This window comes from Cohnella phaseoli, from assembly GCF_003386235.1.
Taxonomy (GTDB): Bacteria; Bacillota; Bacilli; order Paenibacillales; family Paenibacillaceae; genus Cohnella; species Cohnella phaseoli.
This window is the reverse complement of the sequence record NZ_QRDZ01000002.1, coordinates 316488-343406: the sequence shown is the minus strand read 5'-3', so window position 1 is coordinate 343406 and position 26919 is coordinate 316488. Positions and strand designations below refer to the sequence as shown.

At 56.4% G+C, this 26919-nt stretch carries 24 protein-coding genes; 20 read left to right on the top strand and 4 right to left on the bottom strand.

What is annotated here, in order from left to right; translation table 11 throughout:
• The first annotated feature begins 104 nt into the window (after window positions 1–104).
• From DFP98_RS03645 to DFP98_RS03625, 5 genes are read left to right on the top strand one after another with little or no spacing between them, the layout of a single operon-like run.
• A complete protein-coding gene (locus DFP98_RS03645) occupies window positions 105–1154 on the top strand; it encodes an SIS domain-containing protein (RefSeq protein WP_116059191.1) in 1050 nt (349 codons plus the stop codon).
• A gap of 20 nt (window positions 1155–1174) precedes the next feature.
• Entirely contained in the window at window positions 1175–1975 is an 801-nt protein-coding gene (locus tag DFP98_RS03640) for a DeoR/GlpR family DNA-binding transcription regulator (protein WP_116059190.1), read from the top strand.
• A 6-nt stretch (window positions 1976–1981) separates the two neighbouring features.
• The gene (locus DFP98_RS03635) at window positions 1982–2947 is read left to right on the top strand and encodes an ROK family protein (protein WP_116059189.1); all 966 of its coding nucleotides are present in this window, start codon (window positions 1982–1984) and stop codon (window positions 2945–2947) included.
• Between the two features lie 31 nt (window positions 2948–2978).
• The gene (gene fba / locus DFP98_RS03630) at window positions 2979–3833 is read left to right on the top strand and encodes a class II fructose-1,6-bisphosphate aldolase (protein ID WP_181917468.1); all 855 of its coding nucleotides are present in this window, start codon (window positions 2979–2981) and stop codon (window positions 3831–3833) included.
• Between the two features lie 19 nt (window positions 3834–3852).
• Window positions 3853–4806, top strand: a complete 954-nt coding sequence (locus DFP98_RS03625) for a 1-phosphofructokinase family hexose kinase (RefSeq protein WP_246016398.1) — start codon at window positions 3853–3855, stop codon at window positions 4804–4806.
• Between the two features lie 102 nt (window positions 4807–4908).
• Here DFP98_RS03625 and DFP98_RS03620 read toward each other — a convergent pair whose 3' ends face one another.
• The gene (locus DFP98_RS03620; protein ID WP_116059187.1) at window positions 4909–5958 is read right to left on the bottom strand and encodes a ThiF family adenylyltransferase; all 1050 of its coding nucleotides are present in this window, start codon (window positions 5956–5958) and stop codon (window positions 4909–4911) included.
• A complete protein-coding gene (locus DFP98_RS03615) occupies window positions 5955–6728 on the bottom strand; it encodes a molybdenum cofactor biosynthesis protein (protein ID WP_116059186.1) in 774 nt (257 codons plus the stop codon). Before DFP98_RS03615 ends, DFP98_RS03620 begins: the two co-directional genes overlap by 4 nt.
• Window positions 6729–6838: 110 nt before the next feature.
• On the opposite strand from DFP98_RS03615, the gene moaA reads away from it, so the two are divergent.
• The 15 genes from moaA to DFP98_RS03540 all read left to right on the top strand — a co-directional run bounded on the left by moaA (window position 6839) and on the right by DFP98_RS03540 (window position 23155).
• Window positions 6839–7840 carry a GTP 3',8-cyclase MoaA gene (gene moaA, locus DFP98_RS03610; RefSeq protein ID WP_116059185.1) on the top strand — a complete coding sequence of 334 codons (1002 nt, stop codon included), beginning with the start codon at window positions 6839–6841 and terminating at the stop codon, window positions 7838–7840.
• 11 nt (window positions 7841–7851) lie between these two features.
• Window positions 7852–9288, top strand: coding sequence for a bifunctional metallophosphatase/5'-nucleotidase (locus DFP98_RS03605; protein WP_246016397.1), 1437 nt, complete (start codon window positions 7852–7854; stop codon window positions 9286–9288).
• Between the two features lie 66 nt (window positions 9289–9354).
• Window positions 9355–10203, top strand: coding sequence for an undecaprenyl-diphosphate phosphatase (locus DFP98_RS03600; RefSeq protein ID WP_116059294.1), 849 nt, complete (start codon window positions 9355–9357; stop codon window positions 10201–10203).
• Between the two features lie 152 nt (window positions 10204–10355).
• Window positions 10356–11474: an HD-GYP domain-containing protein gene (locus DFP98_RS03595; RefSeq protein ID WP_116059184.1), complete on the top strand. Its 1119-nt coding sequence runs from the start codon at window positions 10356–10358 to the stop codon at window positions 11472–11474.
• Between the two features lie 139 nt (window positions 11475–11613).
• Window positions 11614–12771, top strand: a complete 1158-nt coding sequence (gene yfkAB / locus DFP98_RS03590) for a radical SAM/CxCxxxxC motif protein YfkAB (protein WP_116059183.1) — start codon at window positions 11614–11616, stop codon at window positions 12769–12771.
• Between the two features lie 47 nt (window positions 12772–12818).
• Complete coding sequence (locus DFP98_RS03585) at window positions 12819–14177, top strand: hemolysin family protein (protein WP_116059182.1); 1359 nt, start codon at window positions 12819–12821, stop codon at window positions 14175–14177.
• 31 nt (window positions 14178–14208) lie between these two features.
• Entirely contained in the window at window positions 14209–15243 is a 1035-nt protein-coding gene (ytvI, locus tag DFP98_RS03580) for a sporulation integral membrane protein YtvI (RefSeq protein ID WP_116059181.1), read from the top strand.
• A gap of 195 nt (window positions 15244–15438) precedes the next feature.
• Window positions 15439–15672, top strand: a complete 234-nt coding sequence (locus DFP98_RS03575) for a spore coat associated protein CotJA (RefSeq protein WP_116059180.1) — start codon at window positions 15439–15441, stop codon at window positions 15670–15672.
• Window positions 15673–15898: 226 nt separating this feature from the next.
• Window positions 15899–16126 carry a spore coat protein CotJB gene (locus DFP98_RS39665; protein ID WP_246016408.1) on the top strand — a complete coding sequence of 76 codons (228 nt, stop codon included), beginning with the start codon at window positions 15899–15901 and terminating at the stop codon, window positions 16124–16126.
• Between the two features lie 15 nt (window positions 16127–16141).
• Complete coding sequence (locus DFP98_RS03565) at window positions 16142–16711, top strand: manganese catalase family protein (protein ID WP_116059178.1); 570 nt, start codon at window positions 16142–16144, stop codon at window positions 16709–16711.
• A gap of 156 nt (window positions 16712–16867) precedes the next feature.
• Window positions 16868–17368 (top strand): NfeD family membrane protein, encoded by a 501-nt coding sequence (locus DFP98_RS03560; RefSeq protein ID WP_116059177.1) that lies wholly within the window; start codon window positions 16868–16870, stop codon window positions 17366–17368.
• 41 nt (window positions 17369–17409) lie between these two features.
• Window positions 17410–18849 (top strand): flotillin family protein, encoded by a 1440-nt coding sequence (locus DFP98_RS03555; protein WP_246016396.1) that lies wholly within the window; start codon window positions 17410–17412, stop codon window positions 18847–18849.
• A 229-nt stretch (window positions 18850–19078) separates the two neighbouring features.
• Window positions 19079–20677: a sensor domain-containing diguanylate cyclase gene (locus DFP98_RS03550; RefSeq protein ID WP_181917467.1), complete on the top strand. Its 1599-nt coding sequence runs from the start codon at window positions 19079–19081 to the stop codon at window positions 20675–20677.
• A 40-nt stretch (window positions 20678–20717) separates the two neighbouring features.
• A complete protein-coding gene (locus DFP98_RS03545) occupies window positions 20718–22307 on the top strand; it encodes a sensor domain-containing diguanylate cyclase (protein ID WP_116059175.1) in 1590 nt (529 codons plus the stop codon).
• A 104-nt stretch (window positions 22308–22411) separates the two neighbouring features.
• Window positions 22412–23155, top strand: coding sequence for a YheC/YheD family protein (locus DFP98_RS03540; protein ID WP_246016395.1), 744 nt, complete (start codon window positions 22412–22414; stop codon window positions 23153–23155).
• 77 nt (window positions 23156–23232) lie between these two features.
• Here DFP98_RS03540 and DFP98_RS03535 read toward each other — a convergent pair whose 3' ends face one another.
• Both DFP98_RS03535 and DFP98_RS03525 read right to left on the bottom strand, forming a co-directional pair.
• Window positions 23233–24327: a glycosyltransferase family 4 protein gene (locus DFP98_RS03535; protein WP_116059291.1), complete on the bottom strand. Its 1095-nt coding sequence runs from the start codon at window positions 24325–24327 to the stop codon at window positions 23233–23235.
• Between the two features lie 1352 nt (window positions 24328–25679).
• Window positions 25680–26864, bottom strand: a complete 1185-nt coding sequence (locus DFP98_RS03525) for a YheC/YheD family endospore coat-associated protein (RefSeq protein ID WP_116059173.1) — start codon at window positions 26862–26864, stop codon at window positions 25680–25682.
• Between the last annotated feature and the right edge of the window lie 55 nt (window positions 26865–26919).

Below are 26919 nucleotides of genomic sequence, written 5' to 3'. Positions count from 1 at the left end.
ATTTTCCAACTTATAAATGAAATGTTTTGTCACAATTATGATTGAAATTTTCATATGAAATGCAATATAATATCATTGAATGAAAATGAATAGGAGTGGTCTTAATGACAAGAGGCAAATTGACGTTGCCGGAAATCGGCGGTCAAGCGGAAGCATTGAAGGCGGCTTGGGAACAATTAAAGAAGCAAGAGCAATGGGCGCAGACGTTTGTCGGCAACGCGGCATACGACGAAGTCGTATTTATCGGTTCCGGTTCTTCCTATTATCAAGCGCAGGTGATGGCTTCGACATTTAAGCTGTGGCTTGGACGGAGCGCAAGCGCGCTGCCTTCCTCGGACATCTTCTTGTTCCGCGATCAATCCGTTGCCCGCAACCGCAAAGTGCTTCTCGTCGGCGTATCCCGTTCGGGAGAGTCTTCCGAGGTCATTTTGGCGCTGGATTCGGTGAAGGATTTGCCGAACTGGACCACTTGCGGAATTACATGCTACGAGGACAGCCGTCTCGGCCGAATGACAGAGTGTCTGGTATCGCCTCTGGGCAAAGAACAAAGCACCGTAATGACCAAATCTTTCAGCAGCATGACCTATATGATGCAGGCTGCAATCGCGCTTGCTGCGGGCGGCGCGCTGCCTGCCGAGATGGAGTCCGCGCTGGAGCTGCAGGGAGATATTGTCGAGCGGGGACGCGTTTTTGCGGAGAGCCTGGTCGAAGCGAACGACTTCAATAAATATATTTATTTGGGAATGGGCGCGTATTTCGGACTGGCGCAGGAAGTGTGTCTGAAGCTGAAAGAAATGTCCTATGTATGGACGGAGAGCTACGGAACGCTGGAATTCCGTCACGGACCGAAATCGGTCGTCGAGCCGGGAACGCTTGTCTGCTTGCTCGTCTCCGAGCAAGCCCGTTCCTATGAACTGAAAGTCGCGGAAGAAATGAAAGCCTATGGCGCGTTCGTGCTGCTGGTGACGACGGCTAAAGGCGAAGATACGAGCTTTGCGGACGCGGTATTCGAACTCGGCGGCGGTTCGCTGTCCGATGAGGCGCGCGCGGTAGCCTACTTGCCGCTGCTGCAGTATCTCGGCTTCTATACGGCGATGAAGCGCGGCGTCGATCCCGACCACCCGAGAAATTTGACGCAAGTTGTAAAGATTTAATATAGCAGAGGAGCCGGCGTATGGCGCGGAACAAGTCCGAGAGGCAGGAGCAGGTGCTTGCCTATCTGGAAAGATACGGAAGCATTTCTTTGCAGGAAATGACCGACAATTTCGATTGCTCGGAGGCGACGGCCAGACGGGATCTCGACGATCTCGAGAAGGCCGGCAAGGTGATCCGCACGATGGGCGGCGGAGCGACGTACGCGGCGAGCGGCCTGATTCGCGAAGTGCCTTTCCGCGAGAAGCAGCAAGCTCTGTACCCGGAGAAGGAAGCGGTTGCCCTCTTGGCCGCGTCACTCGTCGAAGAAGGAGACGTCATCGGCTTGACCGGGGGGACGACGACATTCCTGATCGCCAAGGCGCTGAAGAAGCGCCGCAACATTACGGTCGTGACCAATGCGGTTAACATCGCGATGGAGCTTGCCGATTGCGAGGAGCTGCAGATCGTGCTGACGGGAGGCGTGCTGCGCAACCGCAGCTTCGAGCTGTGCGGACCGTTGGCCGAGCAGACCGTAAAGGCGCTGAACATCCAGAAGATGTTCATGGGCGTCGACGGCGTATCGGAGCAAGGAGTCAGCACTTACTCCGAGCTTGAGGCGAACATCGCCAGATTGCTTATGCAGCGCTCCAAGCAGACGATTGCCGTGTTCGATCATACGAAGGTCGGCAAAACCTCGTTATTCCATGTGTCCGAGCTGCAGGAGCTCCACGCCTGCATTACGGACAAGAGGCCGACCGAGAACTCGGAAGGCGGAGCGGCGCTGGCGGGCATTAAAGTCTATGCGGCAGAGGACAATTCGGTCTCGGGAGAAGAGAGGTAGAACGCCATGAACATAACAATCGGCGTAGACGTAGGCGGAACGAATATCGTATGCGGGGCGACGGACGAAGCGGGACGGGTGCTGCGCAAGCTCAAGCGCTCGACTGAAGCGCATACCGGTCACGAAGCCGTGCTCGGGAAGATCGCGGATATGGTTCGGCAAATTCGCGAGGATTTGGGCGAGGATTACGAAGCGACAAGCGTAGGAGTGGGAGTTCCCGGGCTAGTCGATCCCCGCGCGGGCGTGTCGAAGTTCGCCGGCAACCTGAAGTGGCGCGATATTCCGGTAGTCAGCCTGCTGGAACAACAGATCGGCTTGCCGGTGTTTATCGATAACGACGTTCGCATGTACATTTACGGAGAAGCGGTAGCGGGAGCCGGACGGGGCTATGAGCATGTGCTGGGCATTACGATCGGCACCGGCATCGCGGCCGCAATTGTGAACGGCGGCGAGCTGTACTACGGACACAAGGCAATGGCCGGAGAGATCGGTCATGTCCGCATGGATGGCGTCGACGAGGATTGCGCCTGCGGGCTCAGCGGCTGCTTGGAGACGGTGGCATCGGCGTCCGGCATGGTACGGCAGGCGAAGAAGCTGCTGCGCGAGGGCCGGGCAAGCGTGCTGAACGACTGGTTCCCGGGCGATGAGCTGGAGCGGCTTAGCGCAGCGGACTTGTCCAAGGCGATGGATGCTGGCGATGCATTGGCCTCGGAAATTATCGTCCGTGCCGGCGAGTTGAACGGCCGCGCGTTGGCCGCGGCGGCGATGGTGCTCAGCCCTGACGTTATCGTGGTCGGCGGAGGCGGAGCGTTGGCGGGCGAACGTCTGCTAGCCCCTCTTCGCGATGAACTGTATCGCCTGCTGCTGCCGGATTTTCGCGAAGAGCTGAAGGTCGTGACGGCGGAGCAAAACGACGATGCCGGAATTATCGGCAGCTCGCTGTATGCCGCGCATCGCAGCAAATCGATATAAGCATTTATAAATTGAATCGGAGGAACTCATCATGGCACTTGTATCGTCAACGCCGCTGCTGCAAGCGGCAAAAGAAGGCGGATATTGTATCGGGGCGTTTAACGTCCACACGTTGGAAATGCTGCAGGCGGTCGTCGAAGCGGCGGAGGAAACCAGATCCCCGCTTATCATCCAATCGACTGTCGGCACGGTAAAGCATCTGGGACCCGACTACATTGCGGCTGCGGCTACGGTCGCGGCGAACCGCAGCTCCGTGCCGATTGCGCTGCATCTGGATCACTGCTCCGATTTCGGCACGATCATGCAATGTATTCGCGCGGGCTACACGTCGGTTATGATCGACGCTTCCCACGATCCGTTCGAGAAGAACGTCGAGCAAACCCGTAAAGTCGTCGAGGCGGCTTCCGCGGTTGGCGTTAACGTCGAAGCCGAGCTGGGCCGCGTCGGCGGAGTCGAAGACGACATCGTCGTCGACGAGCGCGACGCGCTGCTGGCCGATCCGGACGAGTGCGCCAAATTCGTCGAGCTGACGGGCGTGCATACGCTGGCTCCGGCGATCGGTACGGCTCATGGCATCTATAAAGGCGATCCGAACATTGATTTCGATCGCATCGGACGCATTGCCGCCAAAGTATCTGTGCCTCTCGTTCTCCACGGAGGCTCCGGTATCCCCGAGGATCAGGTGAGACGGGCCGTGTCGCTCGGCATGTCCAAGATGAACGTTGCGACCGAGCTGCGTATCGTCTTCTCCGACGCGATCAAGGAAGTGTTCGCCAAAAATCCCGAAGAGAACGATCCGCGTAAATACATGGTTCCGGCGAAGCAAGCGTTGAAAGCGGCGGCCATCGAGAAAATGCGTCTGTGCGGCTCGATCGGCAAAGCATAAGCGAAGCGGAGGCACAGCGGTGACGAACGCGAATGCTAGAACGACGATTACGACTGTAACGCTGAACGCGGCGATCGACAAGACGTACTATATGCCCGCTTTCGTTAAAGGCAAAGTGTCGCGCGCGGCCAAAGTCGTGTCCACGGCGGGAGGCAAAGGGCTGAACGTAGCCCGGGTGCTGAAGCAGCTCGGGCACGCCGAGGTGGCCGCGACCGGCTTCGCGGGCGGCTATAACGGCCAGTTCATTGTGAACGGGGTGAAGGAGGCCGGCATTCGCTCGGAGTTTGTCGCGATTCCGGGCGAGTCGCGCCTATGCATGAACTTTATCGATGAAGGCGACGGCTCGTCCACTGAAGTGCTGGAGCCGGGACCGGTCATCGGCGAAGATCAGCTTGAACGGTTCAAACGCGAACTGCAGCGGCTGAGCGCGGAGTCGGCGCTTGTCGTCTTCTCCGGCAGTCTGCCGGGCGGAACAGCTCCGGCGCTGTACGCGGAGCTGATCGCTCTCTCCCGTGCCGCGGGAGCAGACGTGTTCTTGGATACGAGCGGGGAATCGCTCGTGAGGGGCGTGACGGCTCTGCCGTCCTTTATCAAGCCGAACGAGGACGAGATTGTCTCCCTGCTGCCTGATTCGCACGACGGCGATCTGCGCGAAGGTATTCGCAAGCTGATGGCGCAGGGGATTCCGATCGTAGCGGCGACGCTGGGAGCGGAGGGAGCCGTAGCCGGAGCCGGCGGACGGATCTACCGCGTCCGCATTCCGAAGATCGAGCCGGTCAATACTGTGGGCAGCGGCGATTCGTTTGTCGCGGGATACGCTTACGGCCACGTCAGAGGCTGGCCGATCGAGGAGTGCCTGCGGTATGCGGCGGCGGCGGGCAGCGCCAACGCGCTGTCCGAGACGACCGGAGACGTCGATCCGAGGGAGCACGCCAGGCTGCTTCGCGAAATTGCCGTCGAGGAATGGCTATAGCCTCGTAGGGAGATACATGCACGACAACCTTCTCTATCGATCACCTTTTTGTACGACTCTTTTTACTTATGAGACAGCTTCGCTTGCATCAGATTCGCTTTTCTATTCGCCCAGAAGCTCGGCATAAATGCGCCGGGCGGTCTGGGCTTCTTCCGTTCCCATAACGAGCGCGCGTCCGTCGTCGAACAGTACGAACGTTACGCCGCCGGGCAGCTGCAGCCTTAGCGAGTAAGCGGTCAGCTCGGCGCTGCCTGCTCGGGCCAGCCGAGGCTCGAGCGCTTGCAGGTCGAGCGTCAGCGGTCTTCCAGGCATGACCTGAACGGTGCTGCGTCCGCATAAGGAGACGGTCATCGTTCCATCGGCCTCCTCGTTTCCCTCAAGCGCTTCGAAATGGCGGCGGCCGCATACGGGGCATTCCGGATTACGAGCCCCGCCGACGGCAAGCGATTGCCACTGACTCTGCCATAGATCGATCTGCAGCAGCGAGCCGTGCAAGGCTTCGGTGCGACCTGTCAGCAGCTTGATCGCTTCCATCGCTTGTACGGAGGCGATCGTGTCCACGATGGGGGCGAGCACGCCGGCCGTCTCGCACGTATCCAGGGAACCGCCCGGCGGCATGGAGGGAAACAGACAGCGGAGGCAGGGCGTCGTTCCCGGAATGACCGTCAACGACATGCCGGACGCGCCAACCGCTCCGCCGTACACCCATGGAATGCCGTTCTTCACGCAGTATTCGTTAATTAAATACCGTACGCTGAAGTTGTCCGTTCCGTCCAGCACGATATCGGCGTCATTGAGCAATCGCTCGACGTTATACGCGTTCAAATCCGCCACGCGGGCCGCAATCGAGATGCCGCTGTTAACGGCGGATAGCCGGGCCGCTGCAGCAACCGCTTTCGGCGTTCCGGCAGCGGCGTCCGCTTCGTCAAACAGCATTTGGCGCTGCAGATTGCTGCGATCGACAATGTCGCGGTCGATCAGGATCAGGCTGCCTACTCCGGCGCGCGCCAAATGGTTGGCGATCGCGCAGCCGAGCGCGCCGACGCCAACAATGGCGGCATGGGCTTGCAGCAGCCGCTGCTGACCGTCCGATCCGATCCCGGAGAAGCGCGCTTGCCGTGCGTAGCGGGTATCGAGCTCGACGTTTGTCATCGCCCGGCCCCTTCTTCCGGTCGTTCCGAGCCGCCTGGCGCAGCCAGCGGATTCCAAGGCCCTAGCTGATGCCCCTTCCACTCTGTGCCATCCTCGTAGATTTCTTTTTTCCAGATCGGCACGACCTGCTTCAGTCGTTCGATCGCGTAACGGCTTGCTTCATAGGCATCGGCCCGATGAGCGGAAGAGACGGCGATGACGACGCTGATCTCCCCGATGCCGACCGTTCCGATCCGATGGGCGATCGCGGTGAGCGTACCCGGCCAGCGGGCGGCTATTTCATCTCCGATCGATGCGAGGGAGGCTTCGGCCATCGGTTTGTAAGCTTCGTATTCGAGCGTGACCGTTCGCTTGCCCGCAGTCCATTCGCGCGTCGTTCCGACGAAGGCGATGGCTGCGCCGTGATCGGGGTGGTATACGGCGGCTATCGTCCGTTCGACATCAAGCGGAAGCTCGGTAATTCCGTATCTCTGCTGGTTGCTTGCACCGTTCTCAGCTGCGGCTTCGGCATCGGATAGGCCTCCGGATACCGGAGGCAGAAGGGCAAGCTCGTCGCTTCGTTTTACGGTCGCAGAATCGTGGGCGTAGGCGCGGTTGCATGCCAGAAAGCAGACGGACAGCAGATCGGCATGCTCCGGATGCCGATCTGCTAGCCGCCGTTTGAGCTGCCCTGCGCTTAACTCGTCTTCTTCCCAATCGATCTGCAGCGAGCGCTGACCCAATCTTTCCGCCAGTCCCGCGAATAATTGGATGTTCCATGCAGAATTCATCGTTGGTTTTCCCCCTCGGATCGCTAACATTCGCTTCCGCAAGCATACCATATCCCTTGTGAAAATGTTATGCTAGAAGGATACGAGAGTGGCGAAAAGGGGGATCGGCAGTGGCGGAATTGTTGGACAGATTCGGAAGGAAGCACACCTATTTGCGCATATCCGTGACCGACAGGTGCAATCTGCGCTGCCTGTATTGCATGCCTGAAGAAGGCGTGCAGTTCATGGACCAGGACCGTCTGCTGACCTACCCGCAGATCGTCGAAGTCGCGGAATCGGCAGTGAAGCTCGGAATCCGCAAATTCCGCATTACCGGAGGGGAGCCGCTTGTGCGGCAGGGCCTCGACGAGCTGATTGCGGGCCTCTCCGCTCTGCCAGGCGTCGAGGACATCTCCTTGACGACTAACGGTCTGCTGCTTAAGCAGCAGGCGCGCAAGCTGAAGGAAGCGGGCCTTAAGCGGGTCAATATCAGCTTGGACACGATGGACGACGTCCGTTTCAAATTTATTGCCCGCCGCGGAGAGCTAAACCGGGTGTGGGAAGGCATTGAAGCGGCTGCGGAAGCGGGGCTTGGACCGATTAAGCTGAACTGCGTGCTGCTGAAGGGCGTTAACGAAGATGAAATCGGACGTTTTCTGAAGCTGTCGATGGAGAGGCCGATCCATGTGCGTTTCATCGAATATATGCCGATCGGGCACGACGATGCCGGATGGCGCAGCCGCTATCTTCCATTGTCGGCCGTTATAGAGGAAGCAGCTCGTCTCGGTTTCTCATTGCAGCGCGAAGAGGGACCGCAGGGCAGCGGGCCATCGGAAAACTGGCGTATCGCGGGCGGAGTCGGAACGTTCGGATTAATTCACCCGGTCAGCGATCACTTCTGCCAAAGCTGCAATCGGCTTCGCTTGACCGCCGACGGCCATTTAAAGCCCTGCCTGTACTGGATGGACGAATTAAGCGTCAAGCCTGCGCTGGGTTCTCCCGAAGCGATGGAGAGTCTGTTCCTGAAAGCGATGGACGTAAAGCCGGAAAACCACGAGATGGCCGCCGTGCTGGCAGGCACTTCGCTGAGCCACGCGCCGACCGAGCGGAGAATGTCGCAGATTGGCGGTTAGGAGATTGTCCGATGATCAAGAATGTAACGGTCACATTGCTGCATACAAATGATTTGCACAGCCATTTGGAAGAGACATCGAAGATCGCGGGCTATATTGACGGGGTGCGTGAGCGGACGGAGCGGAACGAGCTGATCGTCGTCGACTGCGGCGACTTTCTGGATCGGGCGCGTATGGAGACGGAGGGAACGATGGCCGCAGTCAACCGGGAGCTCATGGAGCGGATCGGCTACGACGCGGCGCTGCCCGGCAATAACGAAGGACTGAGCTACACGCCGGATGAACTGGATCGGATATTCACGGGAACGACCGTTCCGTTCGTATGTGCGAACATGGCGTTGTCCGCCACCGGGCGCCCGCCATCCTGGATGATTCCGTCCCTTGTGCTGGAGCGGGCCGGCATGCGCATCGGACTGATTGGCTTGACGGTTCCTTACGCCGAGTACTACGACCTGCTCGGCTGGGAAGCCGGCGAGCCGATCGCCGTGCTGGAGGCTGAGGTCGCAAGGTTGAAGCCGCAGACCGATGCAATCGTCGTGCTCTCCCATCTCGGGCTGCGCAGCGACGAGAGGATCGCCGCGACCGTGCCGGGCGTAGATCTTATTCTTGGCGGCCATACCCACCATCTGCTGGAGGTTCCGTTGCTCGTAGGCGATACCGCGATATGCGCCGCCGGCAAGTTCGGCGCGTATGTCGGCCATCTGCAACTGGAATTCGGAGCAGACCGCAGACTGGTGAAAGTGTCCGGCGGCAGCAGGCCGACCGAAGATATGGCGGCTAGCGAGGACATCGACGCTCTGATTGCGGCGCATCGCGAGCAGGCCAAGCTCAAGATGGGCCGGAAGATCGCTCGTCTCAGCGAGCCGCTCTCGCTGAGGTACGATCGGGAATCTCCGCTGCCAACGCTGCTGTCCGCAGCGATTCGGACGATGACCGGGGCGGAGCTCGCCTTGGTGAACGCCGGACAACTGCTCGAAGGGTTGGCGGCCGGAGGCGTCACGGAAGAGAGGATTCACGGGATTTGTCCGTCTCCGATCAACCCGTGCTCGGTGCGCTTGAACGGGGAATTAATTCTAAGGTCGCTCGAAGAGAGTCTGCTGCCGGAATTTCAGAACCTGGAAATACGCGGTTTCGGCTTTCGCGGCCGGGTGCTCGGAACGCTGTGCCTGGACGGCATAGAGGTGAGCGCGGATCTTGCCCGGCCTCCTTATCATCGCATTGTGGAGGCCAGAGTGGGCGGGACGGCCCTGGACAAACACAGGGAATACACGGTGGCGACGCTGGATATGTTCACCTTCGGCGTCGGGTACATCGGATTAAAGGAAGGCCGGGACATTCGCTACTACTTGCCGGAGTTTATCCGGGACGTGCTTGTCCGTTCGCTTAACGACAGCTTGCTGATCGCGCGGTCCAAGGAGCCGAGATGGCGATATTTCGACGAACCCTGATCGGCTTCCGCGGACCGGCTGTACCGCCGCAATGAACTTTAGTTCCGGGGGAGTGAAAGGCCAGTGCTGCATTGGTTCGATTCTATCATTCTGGGAATTGTGGAAGGTCTGACGGAGTTTCTGCCGGTATCCTCGACGGGGCATATGATTTTGACGAACAAGCTTCTTGGCTACGAGGAAGCTCCGGAGCAGCTCAAGACGTTCGAAATCGTCATTCAGTTCGCGGCGATTTTGGCGATTGCGCTCGTCTACCGGGACAAGATTTTGCAAGTGCTCGGCCTGGGCAAGGCACAGTCGATTCGCGGGCTCTCGGTAGACGCCTTTCCGAAGCGCGGGTTGAACCTGATCCACGTCGCGCTCGGCATCGTCCCGCCGTTAGGCATTGCTTATCTGTTTCGGGACACGATTAAGGAAATCGGGTTTCACCCCGCTCCGGTGTTATGGGCGCTGGTCGCGGGCGGCATCTACATGTGGGCGGCCGAGGCGCTATACGATGCGGGAAAAATTAAGAGAACGGCGGAAACTATGGACGACATTTCCTACAAGCAGGCTCTGCTTATCGGCGTTCTCCAATGCATTTCGGCCGTATGGCCCGGCTTCTCCCGCTCCGGATCGACGATCGCGGCCGGCATGCTCGGCGGCGTCAGCTACCGGGCTTCCGCCGACTTCAGTTTCTTCATCGCTATCCCGATCATGACGGCGGCGACCGGCTACGAGCTGCTCAGCAACATTGACAATTTCCGTTCCGGCGACATCGACCTGGGTTTCCTGCTTACCGGATTTATCGTCTCTTTTCTTGTTGCCTGGATCGTCGTCGTCGCGTTTCTGAGGGCGCTGCAGAAATTCAAATTGAAATATTTCGCGTGGTATCGTTTCGTTCTGGCCGCTTTGTTTTATTTCTTCATTATGCGATAGCGCTGCTTTAATCAGGGTGGAATAATGTCGAATCATGGAGAATAATCAAAATTCTCCTCGAAGGGCTATTCAATAAACGAAGTTGAATTCCGATGTAATCATAAGGGAACTTTTGTCTGCCAGATTCCGTCGCGAAGGAGGAAAATCACGAAATGCGCATGATGCCGATTTCTCTATGTCGGCCGGGGATGAGACTGGCGAAAAGAATTTATTCCGATGACGGCATCGTGCTGCTGGCCGAAGGCGTCGAGCTCACTTCCACACTCATCCGGCGACTGGGAGAATGCGGGGTCAGTTTTGTATATATTCAGGATTCACGAACGGACGACCTGTCCATCCCCGAACTGCTCAGCGACGAGACGCAGCGACGAACGCTGCAGACGATCCGCACGGTGTTTCGGGAATTCGGCAATTCGACCTCGAAAAGCAAAAACAGCACGTATCCTTACGTCGGACGCAAAATGAAAGAAGTCATGAAGCTGATCATGGAAGACTTGGACAGAAACCAGGACGCGATGATCATGCTAATGAATTTGCATACAGTGGATCATTACTTGTACATGCATTCGATGAACGTGTGCGTGTATACGACTTTGCTCGGCATGGCCCACGGCTATAGTCACGACGAGCTTGTAACGCTGGGGATTGGCGCATTGCTTCACGACGTGGGCAAAACGCAAATTTCCATGCAGGTGCTGCTCAAGCCGGGATCGCTGTCGGCCTATGAGTTCGACGAAATGAAACGGCACACGGAGCGGGGCTTTTACCTGCTCAAGGATGAGCCGAACATTCCGATACTGGCCGCTCACTGCGCCTACCAGCATCACGAACGGCTAAATGGCTCGGGCTATCCAAGAGGGATTAAGGGCGACGAAATCCACGATTATGCCAAATGGGTCGGAATCGTCGATTCCTACGATGCGATGACGAGCCACCGCGTGTATCGCGACGCTATCCTTCCGCATCAGGCTGTGGAGATGCTGTACTCGGGAAGCGGGACTCTGTACGATATGTCGAAGCTGCAGCTGTTTCGCGACAAGGTAGCCATCTATCCGATCGGACTAACCGTGAAGCTGAACACGGGACAGAGCGCGGTCGTCTGCGACATCAATTCTACATGCGCTCACCGGCCGATTTTGCGCGTGCTGACAGACGAGGACGGCGTCGAGCTGAAAGTGCCGTTCGAGTTGGATCTGTCCAAGCATTTGAACGTTCTGATCACCAAAATTGAGTTGAATCCGGCAGAAGGAGCAGGCACGATGCCTGCCTAAAGCCGATGTAAGGCCGCCCGTGCGCAGACGAACCTGCGCGGAGGGCGGCTTGTTTGGTCTTTCCCGCACGATGGGTTTGTTTTTATCGGCTCCGACCATTACAATAAAAATAACGTAAAGAACGACAGGAGCATGAACGATGCAGCAAGCTTTATCCCGGCCAGCGAAGGCGGCTCCTTTTGCCGCTCCTTCCGACTGGCCCGTATTATCTCCCGCTTACGATCCATGGGATCCGATTCGTTCCCTGCAGCAGCACGGAAGACACGAGTTGACGAGCGTGGAGCTGACGGTGACTCATCTGTGCAATATGAGATGCGAGCACTGCGCCGTAGGCGACGGCTTAACGATGACAGAGGCGCCGCATCTTCCGCTAGACTTACTTTTCCGCAGATTGGACGAAGTGCGCCATCTGGAGACGATCAGCATAACCGGAGGGGAGCCCACGTTTCGCCTCGAGACGGTTAAGAACGTCATATTGCCTGTATTGAAGTATGCGCGCGAGAGAGGCATACGTTCGCAGCTTAACTCTAACGTCACTTTGGATTTCGAACGGTATGAGCTGATTGCGCCTTATTTGGACGTCATGCACATCTCTTTTAACTATACGCAAGCCGAGGATTTCCATCAGGTCGGCTTCGCTCGCACCGGGCGCAGCGTTCGGCTTGAGACGACTTCCAAGCTGTACGAGAGAATGATCGATAATGCTAGAAGGCTCTCCGAGGGCGGTCTGTTCGTATCCGCGGAATCGATGATCAACTACCGTACGCATGAGCGCATTGCGGACATTCATCGACTTATTATCGAGATGGGCTGCCTGCGCCATGAGGTACACCCGATGTATCCCAGCTCGTTTGCGTCCTCTCTTCCGGTCATTACCAGACGGCAAATGATGGATGCGGTAAAGACGCTGCTTGATGTGCGCGACCCTGGGATATGGATGCTGTTCGGGACATTGCCGTTTTTCGCCTGCAGCGAAGAGGAAGAGGAACGCCGGCTCGTGTCCAGATTGAGATCTGAGCCGAATGTGACCGTCCGCAACGATCCTGACGGCCGCAATCGCGTTAACGTCAATATGTTTAGCGGCGACGTCTACGTGACCGATTTTGCCTCGGTTCCCCCGTTCGGCAATATCCGGGAGGAAAAGCTGGACGACGTGTTCGCCAAGTGGCGGGAGCATCCGATGCAGCAGGCGATCAACTGCCATTGTCCCGCCGCAGGGTGCTGCGGCCCCAATTTGCTTGTTCAGGACATGTACTACAGGGATGTCGACTTTATGACAAGGCGAGCCCTTCCATAAAAATACGATAGTGCTCCGCCCGCGAAGATAAGGAGGAATACGTTCACTTGGAACTCGAATGGAATTTGATTTTCTGGAACGTCGTTCTCGTATTATTCCTGGTACTCCTTAACGGTTTTTTCGTTGCGTCCGAGTTTGCGCTCGTCAAGGTGCGGCAAAGCCGGCTGACTCAGCTGAGCAATGAAGGCAACGTTCGCGCGAAATACGCGCTGAAGGTAAATCAGAGGCTGGACGCCTATTTGTCTGCGACGCAATTAGGCATTACTTTGGCTTCGCTGGGCTTGGGCTGGGTCGGGGAACCGGCGATCGCCGATCTGATTATTGCGCCTCTGCTTCACGGGTTCGGCGTAACGGACGAAACGGTGATCCATTCGATCGCGTTCGTAGCCGCTTTTTGCATCATCACATTTCTGCATATCGTGCTCGGGGAATTGGCTCCGAAATCGTTGGCGATTCAGCGCTCCGTAGGCGTCTCGCTCTGGCTGAGCTTGCCGCTGCTCATGTTCTATCGGCTGTTCCTGCCGTTTATCTGGTTATTGAACGGCGCGGCTAACCGTCTGCTCAAGCTGATCGGAGTCGAAGCGGCCGGCGAGCATGAAGCGGCCCATACGGAAGAAGAAATTCGCATTCTGATGGATGAGAGCGCCAAGAGCGGCATTATCGACAAGGACGAGATGACGTTGTTCGACAACGTCTTCGAGTTCGCCGACCGGGTCGCTCGCGAGGTCATGCTTCCGAGAACCGACATGGACTGCCTGTTTACGAACGTTTCGTACGCGGACAACATGAAGCTCGTGTATGCCACTAAACATACGCGTTACCCGGTCGGTGTCGAGGACAAGGATCAGATTATCGGATTCGTGCACATTACCGATTTGCTAACCGCCGATCCGGATGAGGAGCATAATCTCAAGGAATTTCTGCGTCCGATTCTAAGCGTGCCGGAATCGATGGAGATCAGCAAGGTGCTGAAGCTGATGCAGCGCCGAAAATCTCAGGTCGCCATCGTCATCGACGAATACGGCGGAACCGCAGGCATGCTGACGGCCGAGACGATTTTGGAGGAGCTGGTCGGAGAACTGCAGGATGAATTCGACGATGAGCTGCCGAACGTCGTGATCAAAGGGGAATTAACTTCCGTGGACGGGCGTATGCTGATAGAGGACGTGAACGATCTGTTCGGCCTGGATATCGAAGACGACGAAGTGGATTCGATCGGCGGTTGGCTGTTCAACCACTTGGAGGGCACCATCTCCAAAGGACAGAAGGTCGTCCATGAAGGCTACGTCTTCGAAATTGCCCAGACGGAACGGCTTCGCGTACAGCGGGTGCATATTTACAAAAATAAACTAGCGTTGGCGGATTCCCCCGATAAAGCATCGCGATCGAACCCAGACAATCAGTAGCGGCGGGAGAGCCCGGGAAGAGGGAAAAGGCGTGCCGATTCGAGCCATTGTGCTGATGGTTTCCTCACTCTTATTTTTGTATTTGCTGTTTACGGTAGGCGCGCCGTTCTTGCTTGCGCTTGTCGTGGCCATCTTCCTAGAGCCGCTCACGCTGCAGTTTATGAACAAGGCGAGGATGAACCGGTTGGCCGCATCGACCGTTTCCAGCACGCTGTTCACCGTAGTTCTGCTTGGGTTGCTCGGCTTGCTCGGCATGAAGCTGGTTAGCGAGCTGAGAGCGTTTCTGGATAAAATGCCAAGCATGCTGGAGGATGCCAGCGAGTACATACAAAGCTTGATCGAGCAGGCGCAGACCTATTCAAACCACGGAGCAGCGCCGCTGCCGGATCAGCTCGAGACCTGGGTGTCCAACATCACGGCCGCGCTCAGCCAGCTGTCCACGAAGCTGTCCGGGGTGCTGTTCAGCTTCGCATCGGGCATACCGGACTTTTTTATCTTTTTTATCGTGTTCCTGGTCGCGGTTTATTTGTTCACGTTGAGCCTGCCGATGATGAAAAGCTCGTTCCTGTCTTTGTTCGAAGAGAAGTCAAAGCTTCAGGTGGAGGAAGTGCTGGCCAGCCTGCGCAGATCGGTGTTTGGATTTCTGCGCGCGCAGCTGCTGCTCAGCGTCATTACTTATATTTTATCATTCGCCGGTCTACTGATCATCGGAACGGGATATCCGCTCGCCATAGCGCTCGTCATCGTGATCGTCGACATTCTCCCCGTGCTTGGCGTAGGCTCGGCGCTCGTCCCGTGGGCGGCGTTCCAGATCGCCGTCGGAGACATGTACACCGGTATCGGATTGATTTTGTTATTCCTCGTCATCACGGTCGTGCGCCGGATCGTCGAGCCGAAAATTCTCGGAGACGCGGTCGGAATCAGCGCCTTGTCGGCCCTGATCAGCCTCTATGTCGGCTATGAGCTGGTCGGCATCGTCGGCGTATTCCTCGGACCGATCGTTGTCATTGTGTTCATGGCGATGCGCAAGGCGGGACTGTTCGATTTTAAAATCAAATTTCAATAGCAAGGAAGAGGAAGACGTCCTTGGACGATCCGCGCGGAAGCCGCAGGCGTACAGCCTGCGTCCGCATGGAAAGTCTCGGGGGCGTCTTTATTTTAAAGAGGGTGTCAGAAACGTAGGACTTTGGGCATAGGATATTAGCGGATAATTACGTCTATCGCGCCGAGATCGGCGAACAACAGAGGAGGTAACAGCATCATGTACGATTCTCAGTGGCGGAGTTGGAAGCCCTATGTCGGGCCGCACGACCCTTGCCCTCCCATCCGCGTGAAATGGTACGTCGTTCCGCCTAATCAATATATCTCGTTTCAGCCAATGAATCTGCCGCAATTCTCGTTGGAGGAAGCGCTGCGGAAGGGCACTCTGTGGCCCGCGCTGTACAGCAATTATCCGGCCCGGCGCTCGGCGAAAGGAGGGAAAGGCAATGGCTGATCGATTCGATCGCAATGAACGCAGCGATCGTAACGAACGTAACGAACGCAACGAGCGCAATGAACGTAACGATCGTAATGACCGAAATGATCGAAATGATCGCAACGATTGGAACGGACGCCACGATACGTACGATCGCCACAACCGGGACTATCCGGGCTATCGAGACGGTCAGGATCAAGCTCCCGAGCCGGGCGCAAGGGGGGACGACGCCTATTGCAAGGAACTGTTCGAGCTGCAGAAGACGGATTTCGCGCTGGTCGAATTGACGCTTTATTTGGATACCCATCCCAACGATATGCAGGCCGTTCAGCAATTTAATCAGCTTTCGCAGAGGAGGCGTCAGATCGCGCATGAATTCGAGATCAAATACGGTCCGCTGCTGCAATTCGGGCTGAGCTACAGCCGGTTTCCGTGGCAGTGGATCGACACGCCATGGCCGTGGCAAGTATAGGGAGGAGGCGGAAATATGTGGATTTATGAAAAAAAGCTGCAATATCCGGTCAGAGTCAGCAAGTGCGATCCCCGAATGGCTCGTTACCTTGTCGAGCAGTACGGAGGCGCGGACGGAGAGCTGTCTGCGGCGCTTCGTTATTTGAACCAACGGTATACGATTCCGGACAAAGTCATCGGATTACTTACTGATATAGGAACGGAGGAATTTGCGCACCTCGAGATGATCGCCACGATGATCTATAAGCTGACGAAGGACGCGACTCCGGAGCAATTGGAGGCGGCGGGACTCGGCGCGAACTTCGTGAATCACGACGGTGCGATGTTCTACAACAATGCTGCGGGCGTACCGTGGACTGCCGCCTATATTGCCGCCAAGGGCGATCCAATCGCCGATCTGTACGAGGACATCGCCGCAGAAGAGAAAGCCCGAGCGACTTACCAGTGGCTAATCGATTACACGGACGATGTCGACATTCAGGATTCTCTCAAATTTTTGCGCGAAAGGGAGATCGTACACTCGCTTAGGTTTAAGGAAGCGGTGGAGATTTTGAAATCGGATCGGGAGCAGAAGAAGGTGTATTGATCGTAAGGACGGCGGCATTCCCGTGGCGGGAGTGCCGTTTTTTGCGGCAGCTGGTTCAGCGTCCTTGATCAATACAAAAAAGGAGTAACTTTCCAACGATTTTTACGTATTACTTATTAGACCGCCACGAAGGTACGGAAGGAGGTGCGGGGCAACTTGGAAACGTTGATGATTGTGCTGTTCGGCATAGGAGTCGGATATGCGGTGCTATCGGCTTTCGTAGGAGATTTGTTCAGTCTGGACATCCATACGGGAGAGCTGCCTTTTTTGTCGCCGACGATTGTCGCGACATTCCTGACGGTGTTTGGCGGAGTAGGATACATGCTGCTGCATAATACCGAATGGTCCGCGATACCGATCGCCGGCTTATCGCTTCTGATCGCGCTGGGTGTGTCCTCGGTGGTGCTGTTCCTGGTCGTCATTCCTTTGCAGGCGGCGCAAAAAGGAAGCGCCAAATCCGCGAAGCTGATGATCGGAGCGCTGGCGGAAGTCACAACATCCATCCTGAGCTCGCGTTTGGGAGAAATCGTGTATGAGCAAGGGGGATCGAGGCATAGCGCGCCGGCAAAGACCTATGGCGACGTTTCGATCCGGCAAGGCGCTCAAGTCAGAATTGTGGATGAGATCGCCGGCACCTTCGTGGTGGAGGAAGCGTAAAGCGCATTTGCGCAATCTATTACAGAAAGCGAGGACTTCATATGAATGTGGACGCAACCTTGTACATTCCGGTAGGCATTGTGCTTGTCGTGATTTTACTGATCGTCGTTTTCGCATCAAGATACCGCACGGTTAAGGCCGATCAGGCGATGATTGTGACCGGGGCGCTGACGCGCGACGGGATGAAGATCGTCAAAGCGGGAGGAGCGTTCGTCTGGCCGGTCGTCCAGGAAGCGTCGTTCCTGTCGCTGCAGGTGCAGACGGTCGACGTACATACCCCGGAGGTTTATACGATGCACGGGGTTCCGGTTATGGTGGAAGGCATTGCCCAGATTAAGATCAAGGGCGATTTGGAGTCGATGGCGACTGCCGCCGAACAATTCCTCGGCAAACCCGAAGCGGAACTCAAAAGCATTGCCACTCAAACGATGGAGGGCCATCTGCGCGCCATTCTCGGAACGATGACGGTGGAAGACGTATACAAAAACCGCGAAGAGTTTGCGAGGAACGTGCAGGAGGTTGCAGCAAGCGATCTTAACAAAATGGGATTGCAAATCGTATCGTTCACGATTCGCGACGTTCGCGACAAGAACGGTTATCTGGACGCACTGGGCCAGCCGCAGATCGCTCAAGTCAAACGCGACGCCGAGATCGCCAAGGCCAACGCTTATCGGGACGAACAGATCGCCAAGTCGCGGGCGTTGGAGGAAGGCAAGAAGGCGGAGTTCTCCGCCGAGACGAACATTGCTGAATCGCATAAGCAGATGGAAGTGAAGAAGGCGGAATTCAAGCGCGAGCAGGACATGAAGAAGGCTGAAGCGGACCAATCCTACAAGCTTCAGGAGGCGAAGACGCTGCAGGCGGTTAAAGCCGAAGAAATGCAAATCCAGGTCATCGAGCGCGAAAAGCAAATCGAGCTGGAAGCCAAGGAGATCGAACGGCGCGAGCGCGAGCTGGTCGCTACGGTGAAGAAGCAGGCCGAAGCGGAGCGCTTCGCGCAGGAGCAGCGGGCCGAGGCCGATCGCTACCAGATTGAAGCCAAAGCTAAAGCGGAAGCGGAAGCTGTCAGATTGGCCGGTAATGCTAACGCGGACAAGGAACGTGCGGAAGGTACGGCCGAAGCGGACGTTATTCGTCTGAAGGGTCTCGCCGAAGCGGAAGCGAAGGACAAAATCGCGGACGCGCTGCGCAAGTATGGAGAAGCTGCCGTTATCGAGCTGATCGTACAGAAATTCCCGGAAATTGCCCGGGCAATTGCCGAGCCGCTTGCGAAGACGGAGAAAATTGTCATCGTCGACGGAGGAGGCAGCGGACCGAACGGCGGAGCGGGTAAGGTGACCGGGTATGTAACCGACCTGCTCGCGAAAATGCCGGAGACGGTCGGAGCCCTTACCGGCGTGGACATTCATCAGTGGCTGCGCAATCTGACCGAGGGAGAGCGGTCGATTGACAGCAGCTCTGAGCAGAAGAAGCTTGAATAGCAGATAGCCTCGGCCAGGAGGATACAGACCAAAGTCGAAGAGACGGATGCTCTGTTCCGAGAGGATGTGGGCAAACAATTAGCGGAGCGCCTTCGGGCGCTCTTTTCACAGACTGAAAAGGTCTTCTCGAAGATAATCGTTGCGGATATGCACTTCGGCGCAGGGAAAATGCAGGCTTGTGTCGAATACGTCGAATTAATGAGTATAGAGAACTATAGGGGTCATGTATATGCGCAAAAACAGAGGTTTTAAGTTACGCTCAACGGTAAATGCGCTCGTATTGATTACGGTAGTGGCCACGGTTGTCATTATTTCATTAGTTGCGTTCCAAAACGAGAAGAAGTCGCTCATTCGGCTAACCTACCAATTAAACGAAGTCTACGTCAATAAAATCGCCGAGACGACAAATTCGATTTTTCACAATATGACGCAGGGGCTGGCGATTACGGGGAGATACTTGGCGTCGGATCTGTCGCGTACGGATTTGCATTTCCAACTGATGCTTTTTCAGCAGAGCAATGCGTTTTTCAATATTACGTTTATTGTTGATAAGGAGGGCAATCTCGTGGACGCTTCTGATCTTTCCTCGCTTCGTCGAGGGCAGAAGATGAAGTCCGCGGGCGTGGAACAGGCGCTGAAAGAGAAGCGTGCGCTCGTCTCCGAGCCCTATGTCAATCCATTGTCTAAAAATTTGGTTGTAATGGTAAGCGCTCCCTTGCAGGACAATTCCGGGAGGTACATCGGCTTTATCGGCGGCACCATTCGGCTGCATGAGACGAATATTTTCCAGACGGTGCTGGGCAGCGTTCCGAATGAGGCGGACGGTTCGTATGCCTATGTCGTTAGCTCGGAAGGCATTCTTCTATATCATCCAGACCCGAAACGTATCGGAGAGAGAGTGGCGCGCAATCCGATCGTAGCAAAAATCGCGGCGGGAGAACGAGGCTCGGGCTCGCTCAGCCTAGTGAACAGCAACGATATTGAAATGCTGGCCAGCTACGCCATGATCGAGAAGGCGGGATGGGGCATCGTCGCTCAGACCCCGGCCGAATCCGTGCTGCAGTCGGCGCGAAGGCTGATTATGGCGATTATTACGTATATGCTTCCGGTGCTGCTGCTCTTTGTTGTCGTGATCACCCTGCTTGTGCGCAGATTGTCCGAACCGCTGGTTAAGCTGACCGATTTTGCTTCGATGCTCTCTCCGACGAATAGCGGAACGGACGAGCTGCCGAAAATTCACGGTTTTAACTATGAAGCCAACGAGCTTCATAAGGCGTTCGGAAGAGCGGTTCGGCATTTTCGCTACCAGTTCGACAGCTTGTCTCAGGAAGCTCAGACCGATCCGTTGACGGGCTTGTTTAACCGAAGGACGATGGACAAGTTTATCGGAAGCTGGATAACGGGCGGAAACCCGTTCTCGCTGCTCGTGCTGGATATGGATCATTTTAAAAGCGTTAACGATACGTACGGGCACGACGTCGGGGACGAGGTATTAAAGTTTCTGGCGACCAGTCTGCGTCAGCTGCTTAAGGAAGATAACGTGATTTGCAGGTTCGGCGGGGAGGAGTTTATCGTTCTTGTGCCTGACGAACGATTCGATTCCGCACTGGAGGCGGCAGAGCGCATTCGGAAATATATGGCGGAGACGGACGGCCCGACGGGCGGCAAAGTGACGTTGTCGATCGGAGCGGCGCATTATCCGGGGTTCGCGAGCAATGCCGAGCAGCTCTTCCGCGTGGCGGACGAAGCGCTGTATCGAGCGAAGCATCAGGGCCGCAACCGGGTGGAGATCGCGCTCGCGGCGAACGAAGTCGCAGCAACGAATTAATCGAATACATCAGCAAAGAGAGCTATAGGGGTTTAGTGAAATGCGCAAAAACATAGGATTTAAGCTAAGATCGACAGTAAACGCAATCGTTTTGGCTACAGTATTGGCTACAGTCGTCATCATATCGTTCGTGGCTTATCAGAATGAGAAGAAATCGCTATTCCGGTTGACGTTTCAGCTAAACGAAGTATACGCGGACAAAATTGCCGAAACGACGAATTTCATTTTTAAGCATATGATGAATGGCCTGGCGATAACGGGAGAGTCTGTATCGGAGGACCTGACCCGTTCAGATTTGAAGGACCAGCTCGTGCGGTTTCAAGAGGGAAGCTCTTTTTATAACTCCGTATTTATCGTCGACAAGGAAGGCACGTTAATCGTCGCCTCGAATTTGCCTTCGGCTGTGGGCAGCAAGCTGGCGTCCGCAGGTGCGACGCAGGCGCTTCGGGAACAGCGGGAGCTTGTCTCCGAGCCGTACGTAAGCACAGTAACGAACAAGTTGATCGTAATGGTCAGCGCCCCCCTTCACGATGCTTCCGGCAATTATATCGGGTTTATCGGAGGATCGATTCGGCTGCACGAGACGAATATTTTCCAGACGGTGCTGGGCAGCGTTCCGAACGAATCGGACGGCTCGTACGCCTACGTGGTAAGCTCCAAAGGCGTGCTGCTCTATCATCCCGATTCGGGGCGCATCGGGGAGAAGGTGACCGAGAATCCGGTCGTCTCCAGCGTGGTTTCCGGATTGAGCGGTTCGAAGAGAATCGTTAATACAAGAGGAGTCGACATGCTGGCCAGCTACGCACCGATAGGCAGCGCCGGTTGGGGGATTGTCGCTCAGACGCCTGCCGAATCCGTGCTAGAGTCGGCGAAACGGCTGATCATGTCGATCATGCTGTATATGCTGCCTGCGCTGATGCTTTTTGTCGTCGTGATCACTATTCTCGTACGCAAGTTGTCCGAGCCGTTGGTCAAGCTGACCGAGTTTGCTTCGCTGCTTTCCCCGACGAATAGCGGAGCGGATGAGCTGCCGAAGATTCACGGTCTAAACTATGAAGCCAATGAGCTTCACAAGGCGTTCGGAAGAGCGGTTCGGCATTTTCGCTATCAGTTCGACAGCTTGTCTCAGGAGGCACAGACCGATCCGTTGACGGGTTTGTTCAACCGAAGGACGATGGACAAGTTTATCGGAAGCTGGATTGCCAGCGGGAATCCGTTCTCGCTGCTCGTGATGGATTTGGATCATTTCAAAAGCGTTAACGATACGTACGGGCACGACGTCGGAGACGAGGTGTTGAAGTTTCTGGCGACCAGTCTGCGTCAGCTGCTTAAGGAAAACAACGTGATTTGCAGGTTCGGCGGGGAGGAGTTTATCGTTCTTGTGCCTGACGAACTGTTCGATCCCGCAATGGAGGCGGCGGAGCGCATTCGGAAATATATGTCGGAGACGAATGGTCCGACGGGCGGCATAGTGACGCTGTCGATCGGAGCGGCGCACTATCCGGACTCTGCCCGCAGTGCCGAGCAGCTCTTCCGCGTGGCGGACGAAGCGCTGTATCGGGCGAAGCATCAGGGCCGCAACCGGGTGGAGATCGCGCACGCGGCGAACGATCTTGCGGCAACGAATTAGCGGATGCGCAGAGCGCATGCGATAGCCTGTTTTTGTCTCCGGCGACCTTCCCGCTTCATACACTGGAATCGTATGCTCGCATTATGATTCCAAGGAGGTGCCCTGTGCCCCGGCATGTGAGCAGCAAGTGGAAGAAAACCGCGGCGTTAATGGGGAGCGTATCGTTGCGGCGGCTCGTTCCCGAGACGACCCGATTTGAGGGCGCCAAGCTTAGAAGCGCGCTTGAGCGCTACGGAATGGTCTATATCAAGCCGGAATCGGGTACGCATGGGAAAGGCGTTATGCGCGCCGAGATCCTCGGCGACGGCCGCTACCGGCTGCGGTACGGCAAGCGCACGCAAACCTACTCCTCCTGCGGAGCAATGGCCGATGAGATTCGTCGTTCTATCCGTGGTAGAAGATATTTGATTCAACGAGGCATCCGATTGCTTAAGCACAAGGGACGTGTATTCGATCTGCGCGTTATGGCACAGTTAACTCCGCGCAAAATGTGGCGAACGACCGGAATGATCGGCAGGGTGGCGGCTCCGGGCAAAATCGTGACCAACTACCACAGCGGGGGCAGACTCGCACCTGTAAACCGGCTGCTCAGCGGTCATATGGGCGAGAATTCGGCGCGAAGTACGCTCCGGACGCTTGAACGCATTGGCGTCAACGCAGGGCAGGCATTGCGGCGTAAGTATCCCGGCGTTTGCGAGGTTGGCGTCGACATCGGTATGGACCGGTCCTTGAAGCCTTGGATTATCGAAGTCAATACAAGCCCCGATCCGTACATTTTCCGCAAGCTGCCCGATCCGTCCATTTTCAAGAGAATCAGACGATATGCGAGAGCCTATGGACGAAAATAAACAGCTTTCCCCAAAATAACCCGACCCCCGTCGCAATTGCGAAGAGGGTCGGGTTATTTTTAGAGGACGGAGAAACTCTATGTTCTTGCTTTGTAGATTCGACCGAGCCGGGCTGCCGTGGCCTGCCAGCTGAATTGCCGCAAGCTGTCCCGTCTGGCCGCCCGCGCCATGCGCAGCCGCAGCGCTTTGTTGCCGGCGAGCTTGGCGATCGCCGTCGCGAAAGACTGCGGCTGACGATAGCGCCGCACAAGAATCCCGTTGCGGTTATGCCGCACGATCTCCTTGATGCCGCCGTTGCTAGAGGCGATGACCGGAACGCCGGAAGCCATCGCTTCCACATTCACAAGCCCGAACGCTTCGTGCTTTTGAGAAGGACAGACGAAAACGTCGGCCTTGCGGAATACGCGATGGATGCGGCGGTGCGGAACAGTTCCGAGGAATCGGGCGTTTACCCGAAGCTTCAGGGCAAGCGCACGCATACGTTGCGAATAACCGGGACGAGGAGAACCGCCCGCGATGATCGCTTGTATCGGTCGACGCGCGGACTTCTGGGCCAATTTTATCGCCTTTAGGAGCACGGGAACGCCTTTGCGGGGAATGACGCGGCCGGCGAACAACACTGTGAACGCTCGATCCGAGTTTCGTTTGCCCGGAGGCGTAAATCTGAGCGTGTCCACTCCGAGCCACACTTTGCGGATTTTGCCTGCGGATCCCGGGAACCGGGCGGATAGCTGCTTCTTCAGCGACGTGCTGTTGGCGATGACGATGTCGGCTTGAGAGAGACCGGCTGCCGCAGAGGAACGCGTCGCATACGGCGGCGAGACGAAGGTTAAGGAATGAAGGAAAAGCGAGACCGGAGTGCCGGGAGACATTTGTTTGATCGGGCCGACGAAACGGGGGCGGTTGTCGACCTGCACGAGATCGAAGCTTTTCCCTCGAATGAATTTTTTGACATTGGACAAGTAAGTCTCCCGAGTGCCGGAAGGCACCCTGTGGATGTGCACTCCGTCTATGACGGAATGGCGCGGATAGCGGCGGTGAGCCCGGCTGACGATTGTGACTCGGTGTTTGCGGGCCAACTGCTTGGCTAAGGCCAGAATCGTAATTTCTACCGACCCCCCGAGCGGCGGAGGAACGGGAATTTGCTCGGGGGCGACGATCAGAATGCGCATATTTTCGAACACCTGCTCCGTATAAATTTTTTACTTGATCCTCCACAACTTATGATGGACGACCGAGGTTCGCTTAGGACAAATACCGCCTGTCAACGTAAATATTCGCTTCAACTCGCGGCAAGAGAGTGAGAGCGCTTGACGTTACAGGTGTCCAAGCCGACCACGAAGAAATATGTACGCAAAAAAACTCGTCAGAATCCGCCGTTGCCGTTTCCTTTCGACTCGCAGTAACGGCTGAAAAGACAGGACAATGCAACTCTGCAGCGCAGATTGGGATTGGTGGGCGAGGAGGTGGTGGGGAGAGGGAAGGAGGGAAGGAGAGAAGGAGAGGGAAGAGGGCAATGTTATCAGGTTAAGTAGACTATTCGTCTCCAGTGGTTGGATCTTAAGTAATATTTGGGTTTTTATCCCCGCCTGGGTAGCGCCGAGGCTTAGCTACCCTCTACTGCTGAAGTTAGCGCCAAGATATAGATTGCACTATCAGCGTGAGGCAGCTGATTTCCGGCAAATAAGACCGCGAGGCGGCCCTATTGGCGAGAAAAATGCCTGGGACCAGCGAATAAGACCGTCAGGCGGCCCTATTGGCGAGAAAAATGCCGGGGACCAGCGAGATAAGACCGTCAGGCGGCCCTATTGGCGAGAAAAATGCCGGGGACTTGCGAATAAGACCGTCAGGCGGCCCTATTGGCGAGAAAAATGCCGGGGACCAGCGAATAAGACCGTCAGGCGGCCCTATTGGCGAGAAATATGCCGGGGACCAGCGAATAAGACCGCGAGGCGGCCCTATTGGCGAGAAATATGCCGGGGACCAGCGAATAAGACCGCGAGGCGGCCCTATTGGCCAGAAAAATGCCGGGGACCAGCGAATAAGACTGTCAGGCGGCCCTATTGGCGAGAAAACGCCGGGGACTAGCCAATAAGACCGCCAGGCGGTACTCCAGCGAGGAAGAAGCCGATGTTCGGCAAAGTTCACAGCACAACGCAAAAGGCCTGTCCCATAGCGGAGCTTGATGAGAAAATCGATAAGAGAGAAGGTGTATATACCTCCCGTAGATTGCCTCATACGCTCCTGAAACCTTGCAAATGGTTTGCCCATTCAGGTTTCGGGAGCGTATAGCATCGGAGGGAGGTACTAACCTTTCATCTGTTTATCGATTATCTTTCACATCAAGTAGGCTGACTTATGGGACGACCCCGAGCGCCGACAGCGCCCCCCTCTACCAACTTCGCCTCATTACCAGCTTCGCCTCATTACCAGCTTCGCCTCTCTACCAGCTCCGCCTCATTTTCAGCCTCCGCCGCTTTAGGAAACATCCAAGTCGCTCGCTTCCGAAACCGTCTCTACAGCTTTATGAGACGTCCTGGTCGCTCGCTTCCGAGGACGAACGATGCTCCGTATCGACAGCGACGCCGGAGCCTGTTTTCTGGGTGCGCAAGCCGCGCCTTTCCCGATAAGCCCATAGCGCGTACTCAATCGGGCGCACGATCGCTTTGCGGTATACGTCACGCTCCCCGGCTTGATGAAATACTTCGCGCGCGGGCTTCGGGTTGACCTCGATCAGCCAGATTTTTCCACTCCGGTCGATGGCCAGATCGAGGGCGAGCTCGCACAGCGCGCCATAGGTTGTTTCCAGATAGCGCGCTACGTCGATCCCGAACGCTTCCGCCGTCTGGCGAATTTGCCGGATATCGCTCTCGTTGCCGATCCATTGCCTCAGCAGATCGTTCATCGGAGCCGCTTCGCCCCCACCGTGCAGGTTGGAGGTAATGCTGCGAAGAGGGCCGACCCGGCCCGCGCAGCCGGTAACCTCCCAGATACCCAAGCCGTTTTTCTGCACCAGCATTCGGTAGTCGTGCACTCTGCCGCTGGGAAGCTTAATGTTCAGCCCCTGCTGAACGATGTAGCGATTGCCCTTCTTATCCCAGCTGTCCAGCGCGGAAGCCAGCCGGCCGCGGGAAATATGCTTCGGCTGTACGATCGATCGCGAATGGTTGCGTCCTTGCAGCAGCAAGCCGCCTTCCCGCCCGCGCTCGATGCGCAGAATACCTCTGCCTCCGGTGCCGTTGATCGGCTTCAGGTAAACGGTCGGGTACTTCTTTAACATCAGAGAAACGTCCTCAGCGGACTGGTACAGTCTTGTGGCCGGCAAGTGCACGCGGAAGGCCGGCACTTTGCTTAACGCGCGATAGATCGTCCATTTGTTGCGAAGAGGCCGGTTGAGAAAATGAAGATAGGAATAGCGTTTGCGAAAAGCGAGCAATTGTTCGAAGCGATGGCTTTTCTGAATCCGGCAGCGATCGTAGATGACGTTAGGAAAGCGAACCCAGCGGCGGCTCCATTTCTTCGTCTCCGGGTTGTACAGCTGGGCGCGGATGAGCTCTTTGCCGTCGTCCACGTCTTGAGGCGTGAATACGAAGACGTCCAAGCCGACCCGCTTGCCAGCCGCAATCATTTTCTCGTAAACCGGCCTTTCTTCCAACGACTTCGATTCGTTCAAATAAAGAGTCAGTATGCCGAGGGTAGGCTGTCGCACCGTAGATTCACCTCCGCTCGGGCGAAGCCGTCGCGAACGATGGAAATCTGTCTGA